Below are 19803 nucleotides of genomic sequence, written 5' to 3'. Positions count from 1 at the left end.
CCATTTCCCATTCCCCATATTTAATGACTAATATAGTGAAATCCTTTGATGAAATCTATAACCATACTTAACGAAGGTAAGATGTATTTTGTCGGTTCATTAGATATATCATCATAAGTTGAAGCATTAAGAGCAGAGCGATTAATAAATCTTTTCCCAAAGTTGGGATGGTCATGGACAATCAATGTGTGGGCGCTAGAATTAGTTAAAACTATTTGAGTTGGGGCTTTACAAAAATTTAACTTTGTGGCAACTTCAATATTTTTTTTCGTCTGTTTAATTGTTGCTGCCTGACTCATGGCTTGCTCTAGAAGAATATTTAATTGTTTCACAATTAGGGGGGATTTTGGCAATTTTAAATCTTGATTTGCAATAATTTCATTGTTAATCATTTCCACGACACTGGAAATATTATTTTGAGTAGATGCCGCATCTAGAAAGGGAAGAATCACAATGTAAGCAGTGGAAAATAATGCTTCGTCGCTATCTACATAAAATGTGAAAACAGTTCGACGACGACCACTTTCGATACTTGGAGGTTGTCTTAGTACCCGGTATTCCTGAGCAATTTGATAGTAAGCGCCTGCGATCGCAAAATTAGCTTCATGTTCTAAGGCTGCATCAACAATAATGCGGATTGTGGGCGGTGTTTCGTTAAAAAAGTCTCGTGAGTCTTCGGAATGGAACTTTTGGATAATGGAGCGATCACCGGCTGGACTAAGATCGACCCATTCACAAATCATACCTTCGGTTTTTAATCCAAACCTGGAGGTGGCGTAAAGCTTGGCCCCAGTTAATGTTGCTCCAGTTAAGTCAGCACCAATCCATTCTGCCCTAATTAATTTTGCCTGAGTTAAATCGGCGTGGATAAAAATTGTATTCGTTAAATTCGCATTGGTTAAATCTGCGCCAATTAAAGTAGCCCCGCTCAATTTTGCGCCGCTCAAATCAGCCCACCGGAGGTTCGCCCCGCTCAAATCAGCCCACCGGAGGTTCGCCCCACTCAAATCTGCTCCGCTCAAGTTAGCATGGCTAAGATTTGCTTGTCTGAGTTCAGTATCTCGCAAATTTGCACCACTCAGATCGCAACGACTGAGGTCACTAGCATTTAAGTTAGCCATCTCTAAATTTGCTCCCGTCATGGAAGCACCTCTCAAGACACTCTCACTCAAGTTAGCGTGGCGGAGATTCGCTTGGCGGAGTGTCGCCTCTCGTAAATCAGCACTGGTGAGGTCAGCTTCCGACAGGTCAGCGCGGCTGAGGTCAGCGCGAATTAACTCAGTGCGAATCAATAAGGCTCCTTTAAGTTGAGCGCGACTGAGATCGGCTCGAATCAAATTAGCGACGTTGAGACTAGCGTTATTTAAGATGGCGTTGGATAGATTCACGCCACTGAGTCTGGCTACATTCAGCTTGGCATTGCTCAAGTTAGCTTCGCTCAGATTCGCACCACTGAGGTTAACTATACTCAAATTAGCATCGCTAAGATTCACGCCACTGAGTTTGACCCCACTCAGATTAGCTTCCGCAAGGTCAATGCCACTAAAGTTTAAGACTCCTGCTGCGTACTTTTCTAGTAATTCCTCTACAGTCATCGATGCTACCCCTTGGATGCCAACTTTAATAGTTGGTAAAGTCATAAAAACGGAATGTCAAAATTAAAAATGAATATTGGGATTTTAGGGTTGGGATTGATCGGCGGATCTTTGGGTTTTGATTTGCGATCGCAAGGACATCATATCTTAGGAGTCAGTCGCCGTGAATCTACCTGTCAAAAGGCAGTTGCTATCGGCAGTGTTGATGAAGCATCAGTTGATCTGAGTCTGTTAGCAGCCGCAGAGGTTGTATTTATTTGTACACCTCTAGCGCTTATTGTGCCCCAATTGGAGCAAATGATCGCTCATTTGTCTACAGCTACCATTGTGACTGACGTGGGTTCAGCAAAAGCAGAGATAGTCAAAGCGATTTCTCCCCTTTGGAATAATTTTATCGGCGGTCATCCAATGGCGGGAAGAACAGATAGTGGCATAGAAGCTGCACAACGGAATTTATTTGTTGATAAACCTTATGTATTAACACCGATAGCTACAACGCCAACTAATGCAATTGCGGTTGTAGAAGAAATTGTGCGATCGCTAGGAGCTAATATCTACTATTGTCAACCAGAGCAACATGACCGCGCTGTTAGTTGGATTTCCCATTTACCTGTAATGGTCAGTTCCTCATTGATTGCTGCTTGTTTGAGTGAAACTGACCCCGATGTTTTGGAACTAGCTCAAAAGTTTGCTAGTTCAGGTTTTCGGGATACCAGCCGTGTGGGTGGTGGGAATCCAGAGTTGGGCGTGATGATGGCGCGGTATAATCGTCAAGCATTGCTGCGATCGCTGCAACAGTATCGTCACAATCTCGATGAATTAACTAACTTAATTGAGCAAGAAAATTGGACAGTTTTAGAGCAAAAATTGAAAACAACAGGTAAGGCACGACCTGATTTTGTTGATTAGAATTCAGGGATCAGGAGTCAGAATGGGCTAAACCTTAGCTATCCGCTAACAGAATTAATTCTGATCGAAAAAGCAGATAAATAAATTAGTTTAATACCCCTACTAAATATATATTTAGTGGTCATGGAAAAACATAGAAAGTTTTTTCTGGATTCTGGCTCCTGAATTCTTCAAGAATGTTTTTTGATGTAGTTGATAAAGTTAGGTCAGCTACTTTCTTTCTAAATCAATAAACATAGCTATTTAATAATTTTAACAATAAAATCTTTAAAAAAATGCTACCTAACAGTTTGACAGTCACCAAACCGATGTACTATACAGATAAATTTACAAAAATCAACAATGGTAGAACGTCCAATCAAAAAATCGGAACGTCAGCCCCAAGCAAATACTGACAACAATTCCGAAAATAAGGATTCTATAACTCCTATTGAATCCAACCCTAAAAGCTCAAAACCGAGCCGTAACCGCTCATCCGACAAAGGGAAAAAAGCATCCTACGGAGATGAAAACAGGCAGCAAGGGAATCCTGCCCTAGCGCGTGGCCCAAAACCCGTTAAACCTCCAGTCGCCAAAGTCCAAACAGAAGAACTTGAAACCGAATCGGAAACTATCTCTGAGAAGTCTCAAGACTAACATTACTCCTGCGTGTGATGTGGGAGGCTTTAACTCGTCGTTATAAGTATATGAAGACAGGATTTCTGCCTCCGCAGGCAGTAATTATGCCCCCCATCACCATTGGGTTATTCTTCTATTGAATGCTTTTATAAAACTAATGTTTGATTTATGAAAAAGCTCGGTACAGATCGAAAAGCCTAATTTTTTATTCCCTACTCCCCACTCCCCACTCCCCGCCCACGTAGATAATTTCAAAAATCAAATACGATTCCTATACTAATCAATTTCTGTAACTAGCCATTGCCACTCAGTGACTACAGTGTTGGATATGTTGAGAACCAATTGCTGTCCATTAGAGAGAGGCACATAGACTTTGAGCGCATCAGTTGTTGGCAATTTCGGTAAGACATCAGTTAAGTTATATTCCCCCACATTGGGCACGGGTGCAGTTAAAGCATAAGCATCCGATGCACTAAGTAATTTTCCGCCTACTGTCTCAATCAGCAATGGTTGGGGGTGAGCAATTTCAACGACACCCGGAAAAGCAACTAAGCGCAACCGTAAATCTTTTACTGCACTGGTATAATTCTGTTTGAAAAGCAGTACTTGCCAAGCATATCCTTTTTCATCTTTGACAGATACTTGTGAGTGGTAGCGTAAGATACCGGGAGAATCATGATGTTGACGCAACAGTGCTTGCGCTGACTCCACACCCCATCCACATCCAGTTAATGTTAAAAACACTATTAAGGCACAACGCCAAAAATATTGTTGAAATTTTCGCTTCATCTAACATATTTTACAGCAGAATTCAGAAGCAGAGCCGAAGAAGCTCCACCAAGATGTCAGAATTAACTCTCAAACCAACAATTTTAGTCTAAAGGCTGCGGTGTATGCTGGGAGAAATAGCGATGTCTACGACAGTCTATGCTTAAGCATAATTTAGCTAACTTTCTTAATTAGCAGTGGATTATCAGATTTAGCTGGTGTGTGCGAAGTCTCGGCCCTATTGGTCAACTCTGCCCTAGCATTTCTCCTGGTCACGGTTATACTGCCATCATTGCAGCTTTTATTGGTTGGTTAAACCCATCAGGTATTATTTTATCCAGTCTTCTTATGGCACTTTTATAAGTAGGCAGCAAATTAGTGCAGATTAAATTAAGACTTCCTTTAGCTTTAGCTAGGATGTTTCAAGGTATTTTATTCTTTTTTCTTTTAGCAGTAGATATATTAATTTACAACCGAGTACGAGTGATATAAGTGGTGAGTAGGGAAGCAAGGAGCAAGGGGAAAATTCCTCTCCTCTCCTCTGCACCCTTCCCCTCTGCCTTTTCTTCCCAATGCCCAACAACTAATATTTAAGGAGACTTAATGTGTCTAATCGTAAATTATCGCCGTTTCTAAAGGTAGTAACTATTGCATTGCTTGCTGGTATAGGTAGTGTGGGTATCAGTGTGCTTGTAGGCACAACTAAACTTGACAATCTGTTTGGAATTCAAAAGCTAAAAGGCGAGAATGCTAAAACAAATTTAAGTAAGGTAATGAGTGCAGATGCACAGTCTATCACCTCAGCTACAGACCAGATGAATGAAGTGCCAAAGACTTTTCAGGGAACAATTGTTTATCAAGCAAAACTAAAAGCAAATGAGAAAGTTATTGCCTTAACTTTTGATGATGGCCCTGGCCCAAAAAATACGGCACAGATTTTAGAAATTTTGAAGAAAAATAATATTAAAGCGACATTCTTTATGCTTGGGCAAATGGTGAAATATTTTCCCGAAGTTGCCAAGCAAGTGGCTGCTGATGGTCACGTAATTGGTAATCATACATGGCATCATTGGTATTTTAAAATGGATGAAACGACTGCGGCTAGTGAAATTGACCGCACAGCAGATATTATTTACAAGACGACTGGAGAGAAAACAACTCTATTTCGTCCCCCTGGAGGCTTTCTGAATAATGGACTAGCCCGATATGCCAGAAACGAGAAGTACGCTGTCATGATGTGGTCAGAACAGTCGGGAGATGCTGAACGTCATTCGCCTCAAGTGCCAATGCTAGTTAAAAATGTTCTGAAATATGCAAAGCCAGGTGCGATCGTACTTTTGCATGATGGGGGCGGTAATCGTTCTAAATCTGTCAAAGCTTTACCAGAAATGATCGCAGGTTTGAAGGCTCAAGGCTATCGATTTGTGACAATTCCCCAATTGCTGGAAATGCAAGCCCAAGAAGAAAGTGCAGTAACGCCAGTATCAGATGTAGTCACAAATCATGAACATCCAGACCATTAGTTTAATCATTAGTGACAAACTAAACTATTGGGAAACAATGTTATTGTATCGGCTGGCAATGCCATTGCATCGACTGACAATGCTATTGGATCGGTCTGCATTAACATTGCATCGACTAGCAATGCTATTGTATTGGCTGGCAATGCCATTGTATCGGCTAGCAATACTATTGCATCGATTGACAATGCCATTGTATCGGTCTGCATTAACATTGCAGCAATCTAAAATCGAGTTTCATACTGAACTTGGAATAGATTTTCATCCCCTAAATTAGTTGAGCCTCGCATCAAAATTTCATCATTGAGTCGATAAAGGACGTTATAACGGAAAGACTCCTCGCTAGAAAGAGGGCGTGATAAAGAAGCAGAGAAATTTCTATTAATATTAAACACACCTTCTGCTGATAAATTCAGAACTGAAGCTGTCTTTGTTTCATTACTAGTAGTAGGGGTAGGAAATATCCGAAATTCACTAAAACCAACAGCCTGACCGATCGCAGTAATAGTTCCTTGTAAACCACCTAAAATGGTAGAACTAGCGAAATTAGTCAGTCCTTGTCCTGCATCTGCTTGACCGAAAGAACCAAGAATTGAACCACCCAGCAAAGCAACTATTTCTCCTTTACTACGGCTAGGTTCACTCGTCAGTTCCAGATTGTCGCCCAATTCACTCGCTGGCCCGTCCACTCTTGCTTGAACGCGAACGGTACGTAAAGTACCGAAGTTAGTCGCAGAAACATCGCTGATTTCAGCAGACAATGGAGATTCCAAAATTCGGCTGTTCGTTGCTGATGCTTCCGGTACGATCGCAGTAAGTCGAACATCCAAAGTAGGGTCAAGTCCTTGACTTGGAGTAAATCGCGCAGTGTGTTCGTAGCCTCGCGCCAAAGCAAACTCAGTGGAAAATAAGCTCAGTCGTCCTCCTGTCAAACGAATCAATCCTTCAGGAAGTGGCTTGGCTAATGTACCATTGATGGTCAAGTCGCCTTTTGCCTCAAAGTTTAGTATGGGCTGACTTAATGCGGCTCCTCCTGGTACAAAGCTCAGTAGAGACTCAGTTGTAACATTAACATCATCGTCTAGAATCAACCTTAAATCTGCAAACTCCACAGGTAAATTGACTGGAGTTCCTGTACTAGCATTACTATCTGGTGTAGTCAGTGCGCTAGCGCTACTTTCTGGTGTAGGTGTAGCATTAGCGTTAACCTCTTCTCTATTGATATTGATGACGTTAGTGTTAGCTTCTGTTGTCGCTGCTGATTTTGCTTTAGCAGTATTTCCAATAATCACTCGACCATCACTTAGCCGAATCTCTCCACCAATTAAGGGTTTTAAGGCTGTTCCGCGAATTACAGCATCGCCACCGACACCACCTTCATACAATCCTGCAAGCTTAAAGTTGAGTTTGTCTGCGATTGATATTGTCAGGGGATTCGCTATGGCTGGCTGAGGATTGAGAATTGGCAAGATGCCTGATGCAGTTATTTGCCCTTGATTGTAAAGAGCTTGAATGTTGTTAACACTCACCGTACTACCATTAAATTGTGCTGTCCCTGTCACATTCGTTAGGGGTTCAGATAAAGCTTGAGCGCTAATGGTTGCATTGTTAACTGTGGCGTTTCCATTGATAATTGGCTCGTTTAAAGTACCCTGAACGTTTAAATTTACTTGTCCTTGACCGTCTACCCAAGTTACTTGATTATTGGTAAACAGATTTAACAATGCCAATCCTTCATTGTTCACATCGGCGTTGATGCTGATTTGATTGCTATCTGGTTGCACCTCGGCAAATGGTAACGCCGCAGGTACGCTACCTGTAATCGTAACTGGTTGTGTTCCTGTTACTAGTAAGGTACTGTCGAAATTCAAACGAGCATTGTTGTAGTCAAAGTTCACCTGTCCGCTTTGTACAGGTTGCTGGTTGAGAGTCGCATTCGCCAGTGTCACATTCCCTTGCGCTCTAGGATCTTGTAAACTACCTCCTAATGTGGCATTAGCGTTGACATTACCAGTGATATCTATGGGGTATCTTTCTATAAAAGGTTGTAAAAGTGATAAAGGTAGACTTGCTACATTCAACTTTCCAGATAGTTGTTCAGTTCCTAACTGTCCGGTAAAAGCCACCAGTCCTTGATTGATTCCAACACTCAAGGGCGAAAGTGTGACGATTCCATCGGCAAAAGTACCTTGAGCAACGACTTGATTAATAGAGTATTCGCCCCATTGCCAGTTAGCACCTTGGAAATTAAAGCCAACATTCAACCCAGATTTTAATGAGCCATTAGCTGTAATTCCTCCGCTCAAAGCACCCGTTAATTCTGCAAGGGTAGGTAAAGATGCGGCTTTTTTTGTTTCTTCTTGCTGTTGTTTTGCTATGGATGCCGCAATATTAGAGAAATATGCTAACTGTGTTTTCAAATCTGCATTAGGCAAACTGATAGGTTTGGTATTAAGTACTTCTGCTCCAGCCAATGTTGGAGGCTGCAACCCGCTACCAAAGTCTTGAAAGTCGAAGATATTAAATGCTTGTAAAAGTCTCTCGATTCTGGCTTGGTCTAAGTTAGCTTGGAGTTGAAATTGGGGATCGTTCCCTGTTTGCACATTTCCACTTAAGGCGATGTTGCTATCTCCAATCCGCAATAGACCATTAGCCAAGCTAGCAGTGCCATCAGCATAATTGATGCTACCGCGAAATTCATCTGCTGCAACTCTGGCAACACGAGGCCCTGCGATCGCAATGTCTCCTGCAACTGCATAATTATTAAGATTGACAACTAAATTTCCCGATAATTGCCCCCCTAAAGGTTTCAATTGATTGTTAGGTAAAAAGCCCCCAATCAAAGCTATAGGAAACTGTTGGGCGTTGATGAGTAAGTTATCTCCCTCGGTTCTACCTGTGGTGAGTGCGCCATCCCGACTGACTAAAAATGAGGTTGGACGATAATTTGCACTCAAATTAAGCGCAATTATGTCTTGCTTCCCGGCTAATTGCAGACTTGCTCCCTGTCCCCCTTGAAAATTCACGTTTCCGGTTAAAAGTGGGTCAAACGCTAAACTACTAACCTGGAAATTCCGCAGTCGGATATTGCCGTTAGCTTGCGGTACATCTGGAGTGCCTGTAACTCTTCCCTTAAAATCAAGTAGCCCTGCTACTGCTACGTCTCCAGGAATTTGAAAGCCTGTATTTTTTAAGTTAAAATTCTGTGCCAGTACGTTTAAATCAAATCCAGCAATTTGGGGTGAGCCTGTTGGTGGAGTTTGAATTGCGATCGCACCATTAGCACTCAATCCTGGGGTACTTGCGTTTTCAACTATAATCTGATTTCCATTCCACTGAAATTGAGCCGTTAGCGGTTTTGCCAGCAATGATACTCCTTGGGAAAGGCGGATTTGCCCGGCGGCGCGAATATCTGCAAGCTGGAAAGATTCTGTTGTCCCTGCTAACTGAAGATTGCTATTGAGCCGTCCTCGCAATTGTGGTGAGAAACGATTGAGTTGAATTTGAGCAGTGTTGACAGCTGCTTGCCAGCGTTGTTGTGCAACTTGACCTTTCGCCCTAATTGTCCCACCTGCCACGTTCAAGACAGCATCTGGAAAGACGATATTCTCTCCTTGTTTGGTAACAACAATCTTGCCAGTAGTGGGATAGGTGGCTTTCGGCGCTTGCACCTGCGCGACTGCTTGTAGGTTGTTCAGAGTGCCGGAAATATCGGCATTTGCGGATACATTCCCAATGGTAATGCTGGGTGAGGATTTGTATGCTCGTGCGATCGCATCTCCTGGTAAATTTTGGGCTTGGACATTCAACGCCACCCTACCTTGGGGTGCAAGCTGAAGTTGACCACTAGCGATTACTTGCCCTCCCACCTCTGGATTTGCTTGAACACCAGCAACATTGACGTTTAAGGGTGTACCTAGCGATCCAGAAACTTTAGCGTTCGCAGATATACCACCAAGATTCAGGGGAGTTGAAATATTGTAACCTTGAGCGATCGCATTTCCTGGTAAACCTTGAGCTTGAATACCTATATCTACTTGACCTTGGGGAGCGAGTTGAATTTGACCACTGGCTGTAATTTGCCCCCCTGTTGGCGGCGTAACTTGAACACTGGAAACATCAAGGTTCAACGGCTGTTTGCTAAGTGAGCCAGAAATTTCTGCTTTTGCCGAGACATTTCCAACTGCGATCGGTAAACTAACACCATAGCCACGCGCTAATATATCCCCAGATACTCCGTCAACTTGAGCATTAAATCTTACGTCGCTTTTGGCTCCCAAATTAGCTTGACCGCCTCCTGTGATTTGACCACCGGCTGCGGGGACTATTTTCAAATTAGAGACAGCAAGTTGAGATGCCGTTTGAGAGACATTCAAGCGGAAATCAGTATTGACAGCTTTGAAGAGAACGCGGTCAACTTGAATAGGTTTTGTATTGCTTACTGTACCGCTAACAATTGGTTTTTGAAGTGCGCCTAACACCTGAATATTTGCTTGAATTTCGCCACTAGCTGGGACTGACGAATTTACATTCAATGTATCTAAAATATTTTTAGCACTAACTGGTTTTATCTGAGCAGAGACATTAAAACCAGTTTGACTATTAATTGTTCCATTAGCCAGAATCGGAACTTTGCCAAAGTTCGTACTCAAATTTTCTAAAGCAACTGTCCGGTCTTGAAATAAAAATCTTCCATTAAAATTAGAAACTTGCTGAGGGATATTTTTAATTTTGGCAATGATTTGATTAGCAGTAGCCGTTCCCGTAATCGCTATGTCTGACAGTTTAGGTGGTATCTGAACTGCTAAGTCAGCATTTAAATACCCTGCTTGCAAGGCAATTGGTAACTCAATTAATCGACTTATATCAGAGGCTTGTAAATTTTGTGCTTGCAACTTGAGATTAGTTTGTTGAGCCTTTAGTTGGGTTTCACCAGCGATTTTTACTCCACCTCCCCTAGCGAGTTGAGCATTGATGTCATAACCAATCCTTTGATTTTGATCAAAAAATCGGGCAACACCACCAACTTGATTTAATATTACTGAACCTTTCGGTCTAGTTGGTGCGGCGAACGGCATCAACTCCACATTTCCATCTTGAATCTGAAGTGTTTGCAACTCTGTTTGAATAGCACCTTTTCCTTCCCCAGCCTTCACTTGGGCTGTAACCCAACGACCATCTCGATCCTGTTGGATGTAGACATTGGGCTGAACCAAGATTACATTTAATGCCAGTTTTCGAGTTAAGAGAACTTGCAAGGGCGAAAACTGCACATCCAAGGCTTTTGCAACCACCTGGTCTGCATCGGTGGTAGTTGCTGGTATGGATAAAGAGCTAAATCTCAAACTAGAGAGCGAAAAACGTTCAACTTTGCCTACTTTTACTGGTCGCCCAAGCAATTGTTCGAGATTTTGCTGCACTAATGGCGCTAAATCCTTATATACATAGCTTCTAGCCCACCAAACACCGGCTGCAATTCCAACCAGCAAAACGACACCGAGAGCCAAACTGGTACGTCCTAAGAGGAGGAGCCATAAACGAGGATTAGATGGTTCCTGATTATTTTTTGAATTTGGAGAGCGTGTCATTATCGTTACTAGTACCAGTACTTTTTTCTGGAGTGAATCGAGAGACAGGCTAGTACCGCAAGGCGGAATTAAAAATTAAAAATTAAAAATTAAAAATGAATACAGCATAGGCATTTCGTTGATTTAGAAAGGGTGGTTTATTTAAGCCGTGCTGTACTAGCCTCAGTTGTATCATTAAGTTACAAACTATGGTTTCATAATATGAAGACTTTCGCAAGAACTTTGTGGCAGGCTACTTCTATTCTTCAGGAGAAGCTGCTCCAATGAGACGCTTTGTAAATGTTTCATATTATTCCATAATCTTGCATAATTCCTGAATATATTTTGTGATAACTCTTGTATATACAACCCTGGTTAGAAAATTAAAACTCTGTATAATCTAACTTAATATAGATGACAGAAAGTAATTTTAAATTTAAGAGTAATCTAGAGTTGAATGAAATTCCTGAAGCTAGATTTAGATTCCCCGTTCTTGAAGAAGTCGGGCATTTGGGCAGCAATTTTACTCAATTAATACTAATTTTATGTATAGTGAATTAGGCTGAATCTATTTAGACAAATTATGGATTACAGCTGAATCATGGTGGTTTAAATAATTGGAAAAAGTTGGCTTATTTTTATTTAGACAAAACTTATAGTTGATTAATGCGCCCAGATAGAAAGGTAAAATGAGGCATCGTTTTTTATTCAGTAATGGGATGAGAATGTCTACCACAAACTACGTGAACGCACTTACAAAAACCCAGATAATTCTATCCACTAATTCATCAAGTGAAACATAAGATTCCGGCGGTGCTACTACACATCAACACGCCGGAAGTATATCAAGACAAACTGCTTAGTCTTAGACAGCAACCGATTACTAACAAGATTATCGACTTATCTAAAAATTTAGGAACCTGAGCTTTTAGATTACTCCATCGCCAACCAGATCATTGCTCGCTTGAATCATCAATCATTTCTGGTACTAAAGCTGGGTTACTCTTGCGTTCTTCTGGCGATTGTTCCCGAATAACATCGTCGATTCTCGCAGGGTGTTTGATTTTGTCCTGTAGTTCTGGACTTAGTTGCGTCGGTTCACCTTCTGGATTCGATTTTTCAGCTTGACTAGGAACTGTTTCCTTATTCATCACTATTTCCCAAAACTTATACGCCAAGCTTAAGTCCTTCTGTGGTGAGGCATACACTATCTTGAGACTTATTTCACGCAGTGGTAGGTAACAAGTTCTATTAATCTTTGGGTTGCCGATTGTCTAAAACTCCATGAGTTTAGCAGCGATCGCGTGCCTTGTGTACTCAAAGAAATTCAGCTACATTAAGTCCATAAGAAAGCAGTTGACAAATAATTTGTCGCCACGGTCAAATAATTTGTCGCTCTACAAAAATGTACATTCGCACATTATATGTCGCGATTCGCAGATATTGTCGCAACCGCATCTAATACCTGAAAAGCTTATCTTATAAGGATTATAACTATTTACTGACACAAAATATAAATTTGCTTAATTCGCATTCTCTATGTCGTAAATCCTAGATTCTCAAATTAAATGTCGTTTGTTAAGATTTAGATATTTATCAAATTGCATGTCGCATTATTAGTCAATTAATGGTACATTAGTACCTTAATTATTCATGAGTGTTTTTCACTCCAATGGCAGACAAACAATTTGAATTCACGGAAGAATTAACGCAAGCTCCAGATGCAATTTTTCTTGACAAGAGTAATTTTGTTATAGATCCATCCCAAATTATTCTGGAAACATCAGATAGGCATAAACTGACATTTAATCTGATCCAGTGGCTTGCTGAATCACCGAATCGCACGATTAAGTCTCAGAGAAAGCAGGCTATTGCAAATACTCTTGGTGTTTCTACTCGCCAGGTAGAACGTCTCCTCAAGCAATACCATGATGACAAGTTATCAGAATCAGCAGGAGTACAACGCTCAGATAAGGGAAAACATCGAGTCAGCGAAGACTGGCAAGAATTTATCAAAGCAATTTATGAAGAAAGTATTAAAAACAAACATCCAATTTCACCAGCATCTATAGTTCGCGAAGTGAAGCGACACGCGATCGTTGACCTTAAGCTCAAACCAGGAGATTATCCTCATCAAGCTACTGTTTATAGGATTTTAGATCCTTTAATCGCACAACATAAACAGAAGACAAAAGTCAGAAATCCGGGATCGGGATCTTGGATGACAGTTGTAACACGAGATGGACAGCTACTGAAGGCTGACTTTAGTAACCAAATTATTCAATGCGACCATACTAAGCTGGATATTTGCATAGTTGATAGTGATGGTAATTTATTGTCTGACCGTCCTTGGCTAACTACTGTTGTGGATACTTTTTCAAGCTGTATTGTTGGTTTCCACTTATGGATCAAACAACCAGGTTCTACAGAGGTGGCTTTAGCCTTAAGACATGCTATTTTGCCCAAGAACTATCCTGAAGATTATCAGCTAAATAAAGTTTGGGAAATATGTGGCCCTCCTTTGCAATATTTTTTTACTGATGGTGGAAAAGATTTGGGATCAAAACATCTAAAAGCCATTGGTAAGAAACTAGGATTTAAATGTGAACTACGCGATCGCCCTCCCGAAGGCGGTATTGTAGAACGGCTTTTTGGAACTATTAATACTCAAGTTCTCAAAGATTTACCTGGTTATACAGGGTCAAATGTTCAGGAACGGCCTAAAAATGCAGAGAAAGAAGCGTGTTTGACAATACAAAATATAGACAAGATATTAGCTAGTTTCTTTTGTGATATTTATAACCACGAACCATATCCCAAAGATCCCCGCGAAACAAGATTTGAGCGCTGGTTTACAGGAATGGGAAGAAAACTACCTGAACCTTTGGATGAGCGAGAATTAGATATCTGTTTGATGAAAGAAGCGCAACGAGTTGTTCAAGCGCATGGATCTATACAGTTTGAGAACCTAATTTATCGAGGAGAATCACTCAAGTCATATAGAGGTGAATTTGTAACGCTTAGATATGATCCAGACCATATCCTGACTTTATACATCTACAGTTGCGAAACTAATGATAATGGAGAAGAATTTTTGGGTTATGCTCATGCCGTAAACATGGATACCCATGATTTGAGTGTAGAAGAATTGAAAGCCTTAAATAAAGAGCGAAGTCAAGCTCGTAAGGAGCATTTTAACTATGATGCCTTATTAGCATTAAGTAAACGGAAGGAACTTGTAGAGGAACGTAAAGAAGACAAAAAGGAAAAAAGACGCTCAGAACAAAAGCGTCTACGTTCAGCTTCTAAGAAAACCTCAAATGTTGTTGAATTGAGGAAAAATAGAGCTAATGTTTTTTCAAAGAAAGATGACAAACTGGAACTTTTACCAGAGAGAGTTTCAAGGGAAGAAATACAGCTTCAGACAACAGAACTGCAACCAGAACTATCTGGTCAAGTTGACACTCAAGAGCAGGAGAGACACAAGCTGCTTGTCCCTAACCGTAAACAACATTTGAAGAAGATTTGGTAATTTATGGCGCGATCGCAACTTTCTATTCAGTCCTCCGTTGAAGCCTTAGCTCCTGAGCTAGATTTAAATGCTCAACTTGCTAAAGTCGTTGAAGTTGAAGAGATATTCAATAATTGCTTTATACCAACTGATCGTGCTTCAGAATATTTCAGATGGTTAGATGAGTTGCGGATACTGAAACAATGCGGTCGAGTAATTGGCCCCAGAGATGTGGGGAAAAGTCGAGCGTCTCGTCACTATCACCAAGAGGATAGAAAAAAACTTTCGTATGTAAGAGCTTGGTCAGCATCAAGTTCCAAGCGTCTATTTTCGCAAATTCTTAAGGATATTAACCACGCAGCACCAACAGGTAAGCGGGTAGATTTACGTCCAAGATTGGCTGGTAGTCTTGAATTATTTGGGATAGAACAGGTCATTATTGACAATGCTGAAAATCTCCAAAGAGAAGCACTGCTAGACCTTAAACAACTTTTTGACGAATGTCATGTTCCTGTCGTATTAGTTGGAGGACAGGAGCTAGATAAAATCTTGGCCGATTTTGATTTGTTGACTAGCTTTCCAACACTGTATGAGTTTGACCGCCTAGAATACGATGATTTTAAGAAAACACTAAGTACAATTGAATTCGATATTCTGGCTCTGCCCGAAGCTTCTAATTTATCTGAAGGAACTATATTTGAGGTTCTAGCTGAAAGTACAGGTGCGCGAATAGGGCTGCTAGTCAAAATACTGACGAAGGCAGTTTTACATTCACTCAAGCATGGCTTTGGCAAAATTGATCAAAGCATTTTAGAAAAAATAGCTAGTCGGTATGGCAGAAAATACATTCCCCCAGAAAACAGAAATAGCAATAAATGAAGATTATGACATTCTGCCAAGGTTGGGCTATGTTGAGCCATACCCAAATGAAAGCATCAGTCATTATCTGGGACGCTTGCGCCGATTTAAGGCTAACAGTCTTCCTTCAGGATATTCTTTAGGAAAAATTACTGGTCTTGGTGCTATCACAACGCGATGGGAGAAGCTTTATTTCAATCCCTTTCCGAGTTTTGAGGAATTAAAAGCTTTGAGTAAGCTGATTGGTGTGCAGGTCGAGAGGTTATATGAGATGCTGCCACCAAAGGGTATGACTATGAAACCCAGACCAATTCGGTTATGTGGTGCTTGCTATGCAGAAGCTCCTTGTCACCGCATTGAGTGGCAGTTTAAGGAGAAAATGAAGTGTGATCGCCACCAGTTGGGTTTATTAACAAAATGTACTAACTGTGAGACACCATTTCCAATCCCTGCTGACTGGGAGCTAGGGGAATGCATCCATTGTTCCCTGCCTTTTGCAAAAATGGTGAAGCGTCAGAAGCGCTATTGAAAAAACATCTAAAACATCTAAATAAGAAAAAGACGTGAGCTTAATCACGTCTCCACGTAGTGGAAAATTAATGCATGAAAGTTACTAGGCTACATCCGCTACTAGCAAACCGTTGACAGCGACGATGAAAATCTGTGCTAACTCAGGAGTGTTACAACAAGGTCTTTCATCTCTATTACAGGGTTGTGCTACCCATTTGCCCTCAAAATTTTGATAAAAAGTTCCCAGAAGCTGAGAACCATACCAAACTCGGTACATTTCTCCAAGATCATCTGGCACTGAGTCGATTTCAATTTCTGGTGCTACTGCATCAGCTAACTCCTCAACGTATTCCTCGAACTCGGATTGTGCCAAACTTTGGTTATCAAATACTTCTTGTGTAATCATGTGAATGACCTCATCAATGGGGTTGCACAAAAGGCGATCGCAGTCTCTTCCCGGAGTGGCGATCGCTTTTGTTTTTTCTATAACCTAATCTACGTGACACGTAGATTTACGTCAAGTGTAGATTAATAAAACTTAGAATGTTATAAATCTACTTGTAAACATAGATACTGATAAGTAGAGAAATCTACGTCTAGCAGCTACTAAACTGAGGATGTAGTGATATGCCTTTGGATAAAGTGATTCGTTGGAAATTAAATGAAGTGATGGCGCGAAAGCGGGTTAGAAACAAGGACTTGGCAGAGGTGCTAGGGATAACAGAAAATTCGGTTTATAGACTTCGCAAGGTTGACGAGATGCCGCGATTAACACCAGAACGCTTAAACGGGATTTGCAGGGCGTTGAATTGTCAGCCTGGTGAGCTTTTGGAATATGCCCCGGATGGTGGTGATGATAAAGTTGTTTCTATTGTTGATGTGGCGTGAGTGCGATCGCCACCAGTTATATTAGGTCTGCTAACCAAATCTACTAACTGTGAGACACCTTTCTGAATTTCCACTAATTGGGAGACAGGAGAATGCCCATATTGTTCTTCGCCTTTTACGAAGATGTCGAACCGTCAGAAATATTGTTGAATGTTGTGTCAGGTTACTTATATGCTTGTGATAATTCTAGGCACATTTCTTGAATCGCTTGTATAACTGCTTCTTTTAAAGTCATATCTTCCTCTACGTAGTTTTGGAATATTTGTCTAGCACGGCGAGCTACTAAGATGACAAGACGGTAGCGATTAGGTGAAGCTTGGAGGAGTGCTTCAGTGATTTTCAGAATCTGTTTATCATCGTAGAGATCAGAAATTTTTACGGATTTTGAGGTGCTAAAGAAAACTGATTTACCGTTACCATTAGTATCTATTAATTCATGTTCACCATCAATCCCTTTATTATCTCTATCACTTCTACTTCTATTCGGAATATTAGATAATTTTGAAGGGAGTGTGAAGGAAACTGAGTTACCGTTCCCACTGGTATTTGTTACTTTGTTTTCATTAACCTTCTCTTTATTAATGTCTTTATTTTTGCTCTTGGTATGCCCAAGAATCCTCTCTTTCTGTACGTTATTTTCGTCATTTTCATATTGAGGAAAAGTAAATGCTGGTGATATAAAATGTGGTGGCTTAACTATATTCACATAAGCCATACTATTAATTGTTTCAATATTGGCAGTAATAGTAACGGTAGTGCATTTATCATCTATAGACAAAGTACCATGCGAGTTAATATTACCTTCTGTTGCTTTCCAATTTACATTATTAACGTTTATCTCATAGCAGTGTTGGTCTAAACCTTTAACTGAAAAGGTAATACTTTCATAGGGATTTAGATGTGCTTTAGCAGGATAAATTTCTAATCGTCTTAAAACAGGTATAACTGTAACTTCTGCTGAAGCGCTTAGATTAGCTGTCGCTTGGTTTAAACACAAACTACTAATAAATCCAAAAAGACGAGAAGCTAGTTTTATAAGAGTCTTGGTTATCCAAATTTGTAACTCTAGCTCGAAGTTGTCTATTTCTGTTTCTGTAATACTACTGCTAACTTCAGATGTCTCTTCGGTATTTGACTCAGTAATAAATTCATCTTGAACCTGTGCTAAAAAACGAAGAAAATAAGACAAAATCTTGCTTGAAATTCCAACGTTAAAGAGCAACGTTCTTGACTTTTTGGTTAACTTAGGAGTTAAACGAGAGGTTGCAGTTACTAAAAACTGGCCCTTAGCATTAAAATCAACAATAAAATTACCATTTTGGTCAATATCTCCCCCAGATGCTTCCCAAAGAATTGCTCCGGGGTCAATCTCATCACCAAACTGATCAAAACCAATGACGGTGAAAGTTTGGTTTTCATTAGGTTTGAGGTGTACAGCAGGTGGAGAAATATGCAATCTTCTTAAGATTGGTAGTAAAGTAACGTAAGCTAATTTCCGAATATTGCCAACTGAGGCAGTAACAGTAACCTCTCGTTGGCTATAACCGCCTTGGAACAATCCATCACGGCTAATTGAACCTCCTTTGCTTGATTTCCAATCTACTTTTTCAAGTGCTATCTGACTATCTTGTTGGTCAAATCCAATGACGGTAAAAGTTTTATTTTCTTCAGGTTCTAGCTGTATTTGAGGAGGAAAGATTTCTAATCGCTTTAATACTGGAGGAACGCTGATATGAGCAGAGACACTGAATCTTCTGATAGTGGCAGTAATGGTAAATTGACCTTTTTGGTTACTGTCAGTAAAGTAATAAGCATCGCGATCAATCGTGCCGCCTGTTGCTTCCCAATTTATTCCACTGATAGCGATCGCATCCCCACGCTGATCCAAACCCATTACCTCAAAATGCTGCCATTCTCTAGGATTCATCACAACTTGCTGTGGAGAAATGACCAGTTCAGTTAGCCTCGAAGGTTCAATTACTTTAAAATGGGCTGTACCCTTAATATTTACTACCGTTGCACTTACTGTAATATTTGCATCTCTGTCAACTGCTACAAAAGTTCCATCTGAGTAAATCTTGCCGTCTGTTGTTTGCCAGTGGATGTTTTGAATTTTTACTTCATTTCTAAATTGGTCAAATCCCCTAACCCTTAAATTAAGCTGTTCATTCGGTTTAAGTTGCCTTCCTTGTGGCTCAATTTCTAAACTTCTCAGAACTGGAAGCAAGCCTACACAAGCTACATCGCGGACATCTCCAACAGTAGCAATGATGTCAACTGTATCTATGTCGTAACTACCAATGAACATACCATCATCATCAATCAATCCTCCAGTTGTAGATTGCCAATCAACTCTTCCTATGCTAATTTCATCTCCTTCCTGGTTAAATCCCTTGGCAGTAAAGGTTTGGATTTCATTAGGTTCAATTTGTATGTGCTTGGGAAAAATTTCTAGCCGTTGTAAAACTACAGGTACAACAACTCTGGCAGAAGCACTTACATTTTGTTCAATTGCACAAGCTGATATGCTAAACTCACCCTTGGCATTTTGATTAACTATAAAATTCCCATCTTGGTCAATTTTTCCACCTGTGCCGTTCCAAGCTATTTTCTCAGTTGCGATCGCATTACCCCGTTGATCTAAACCTTGAATACTAAAGTGTTGGTGTTCCCCAGGCTTCATTTCAACTTTTTGGGGAGAAATGGCGAGTGTAGTTAATCTCGCAGGTTCAATGACATTAATTATTGTAGAGGTGCTAATCTCTCCAACACTGGCAATGACAGTAATTTCTTGCTCTTGATAACTTGCTTGTAATCTACCGTCAGGAAAAATTGTGCTGCCTGTTGCACTCCAAGTTACTTCTTCATGCTTGATATCACTACCATACTGATCCACACCTTTGATAGTAAAGTGCAAACTCTCACCGAACGTCAATGTGGGTTTTAAGGGAAAAATAATTAATGTTTTGACTGGAGTTTAGACTAAGCCATGCAAAATGACCCAGCAGGGCTGAGTTAATCAGAGACTTAGCAAAAGTATGAATAATCTTAGGTATTAA

15 protein-coding genes are annotated in these 19803 nt (G+C 40.6%); 8 read left to right on the top strand and 7 right to left on the bottom strand.

Annotated features, from left to right (window positions below; genetic code table 11):
* Positions 1 to 20 precede the first annotated feature (20 nt).
* The gene (locus V7K69_RS21410; protein ID WP_335038022.1) at positions 21 to 1595 is read right to left on the bottom strand and encodes a pentapeptide repeat-containing protein; all 1575 of its coding nucleotides are present in this window, start codon (positions 1593 to 1595) and stop codon (positions 21 to 23) included.
* A 69-nt stretch (positions 1596 to 1664) separates the two neighbouring features.
* Here V7K69_RS21410 and V7K69_RS21405 point away from each other — a divergent pair, with 69 nt between their 5' ends.
* Together V7K69_RS21405 and V7K69_RS21400 are read left to right on the top strand one after the other, a co-directional pair.
* Positions 1665 to 2504, top strand: a complete 840-nt coding sequence (locus V7K69_RS21405) for a prephenate/arogenate dehydrogenase (protein ID WP_335038020.1) — start codon at positions 1665 to 1667, stop codon at positions 2502 to 2504.
* A gap of 342 nt (positions 2505 to 2846) precedes the next feature.
* Complete coding sequence (locus V7K69_RS21400) at positions 2847 to 3140, top strand: hypothetical protein (protein WP_335037988.1); 294 nt, start codon at positions 2847 to 2849, stop codon at positions 3138 to 3140.
* Positions 3141 to 3398: 258 nt separating this feature from the next.
* Here V7K69_RS21400 and V7K69_RS21395 read toward each other — a convergent pair whose 3' ends face one another.
* Positions 3399 to 3911 carry a DUF3122 domain-containing protein gene (locus V7K69_RS21395; protein ID WP_335037986.1) on the bottom strand — a complete coding sequence of 171 codons (513 nt, stop codon included), beginning with the start codon at positions 3909 to 3911 and terminating at the stop codon, positions 3399 to 3401.
* A 584-nt stretch (positions 3912 to 4495) separates the two neighbouring features.
* On the opposite strand from V7K69_RS21395, the gene V7K69_RS21390 reads away from it, so the two are divergent.
* Complete coding sequence (locus V7K69_RS21390; RefSeq protein WP_335037983.1) at positions 4496 to 5413, top strand: polysaccharide deacetylase family protein; 918 nt, start codon at positions 4496 to 4498, stop codon at positions 5411 to 5413.
* Between the two features lie 8 nt (positions 5414 to 5421).
* Here V7K69_RS21390 and V7K69_RS21385 read toward each other — a convergent pair whose 3' ends face one another.
* The gene (locus tag V7K69_RS21385; protein ID WP_335037981.1) at positions 5422 to 5619 is read right to left on the bottom strand and encodes a hypothetical protein; all 198 of its coding nucleotides are present in this window, start codon (positions 5617 to 5619) and stop codon (positions 5422 to 5424) included.
* Between the two features lie 15 nt (positions 5620 to 5634).
* Positions 5635 to 10998 carry a translocation/assembly module TamB domain-containing protein gene (locus V7K69_RS21380; RefSeq protein ID WP_335037977.1) on the bottom strand — a complete coding sequence of 1788 codons (5364 nt, stop codon included), beginning with the start codon at positions 10996 to 10998 and terminating at the stop codon, positions 5635 to 5637.
* A 771-nt stretch (positions 10999 to 11769) separates the two neighbouring features.
* Between V7K69_RS21380 and V7K69_RS21375 the strand changes: the two genes are divergently transcribed.
* Complete coding sequence (locus V7K69_RS21375; protein WP_335037975.1) at positions 11770 to 11901, top strand: hypothetical protein; 132 nt, start codon at positions 11770 to 11772, stop codon at positions 11899 to 11901.
* 29 nt (positions 11902 to 11930) lie between these two features.
* Here the strand turns inward: V7K69_RS21375 and V7K69_RS21370 are convergent, their stop codons facing one another.
* On the bottom strand, positions 11931 to 12128 hold the full coding sequence (locus V7K69_RS21370; RefSeq protein WP_335037973.1) for a hypothetical protein: 198 nt from the start codon (positions 12126 to 12128) through the stop codon (positions 11931 to 11933).
* Between the two features lie 521 nt (positions 12129 to 12649).
* Between V7K69_RS21370 and V7K69_RS21365 the strand changes: the two genes are divergently transcribed.
* Genes V7K69_RS21365 through V7K69_RS21355 form a run of 3 tightly spaced genes read left to right on the top strand, consistent with a single transcriptional unit; the run spans position 12650 to position 15875 of the window.
* Positions 12650 to 14509, top strand: a complete 1860-nt coding sequence (locus tag V7K69_RS21365) for a Mu transposase C-terminal domain-containing protein (RefSeq protein ID WP_335037971.1) — start codon at positions 12650 to 12652, stop codon at positions 14507 to 14509.
* 3 nt (positions 14510 to 14512) lie between these two features.
* On the top strand, positions 14513 to 15367 hold the full coding sequence (locus tag V7K69_RS21360) for an ATP-binding protein (RefSeq protein ID WP_335037968.1): 855 nt from the start codon (positions 14513 to 14515) through the stop codon (positions 15365 to 15367).
* Entirely contained in the window at positions 15321 to 15875 is a 555-nt protein-coding gene (locus V7K69_RS21355) for a TniQ family protein (protein WP_335037965.1), read from the top strand. Before V7K69_RS21360 ends, V7K69_RS21355 begins: the two co-directional genes overlap by 47 nt.
* 84 nt (positions 15876 to 15959) lie before the next feature.
* On the opposite strand, the gene V7K69_RS21350 is transcribed toward V7K69_RS21355, so the two are convergent.
* Entirely contained in the window at positions 15960 to 16262 is a 303-nt protein-coding gene (locus V7K69_RS21350; RefSeq protein WP_099100424.1) for a hypothetical protein, read from the bottom strand.
* A gap of 221 nt (positions 16263 to 16483) precedes the next feature.
* Between V7K69_RS21350 and V7K69_RS21345 the strand changes: the two genes are divergently transcribed.
* Entirely contained in the window at positions 16484 to 16744 is a 261-nt protein-coding gene (locus V7K69_RS21345) for a helix-turn-helix domain-containing protein (RefSeq protein ID WP_190895668.1), read from the top strand.
* A gap of 163 nt (positions 16745 to 16907) precedes the next feature.
* Here the strand turns inward: V7K69_RS21345 and V7K69_RS21340 are convergent, their stop codons facing one another.
* A complete protein-coding gene (locus tag V7K69_RS21340) occupies positions 16908 to 19679 on the bottom strand; it encodes a DNA-directed RNA polymerase subunit omega (protein WP_335037960.1) in 2772 nt (923 codons plus the stop codon).
* Between the last annotated feature and the right edge of the window lie 124 nt (positions 19680 to 19803).

Source organism: Nostoc sp. (genome assembly GCF_036917775.1).
Classification (GTDB): domain Bacteria; phylum Cyanobacteriota; class Cyanobacteriia; order Cyanobacteriales; family Nostocaceae; genus Nostoc.
Note: the sequence above shows the minus strand (reverse complement) of the source record. Positions and strands in the feature narration are given on the sequence as shown.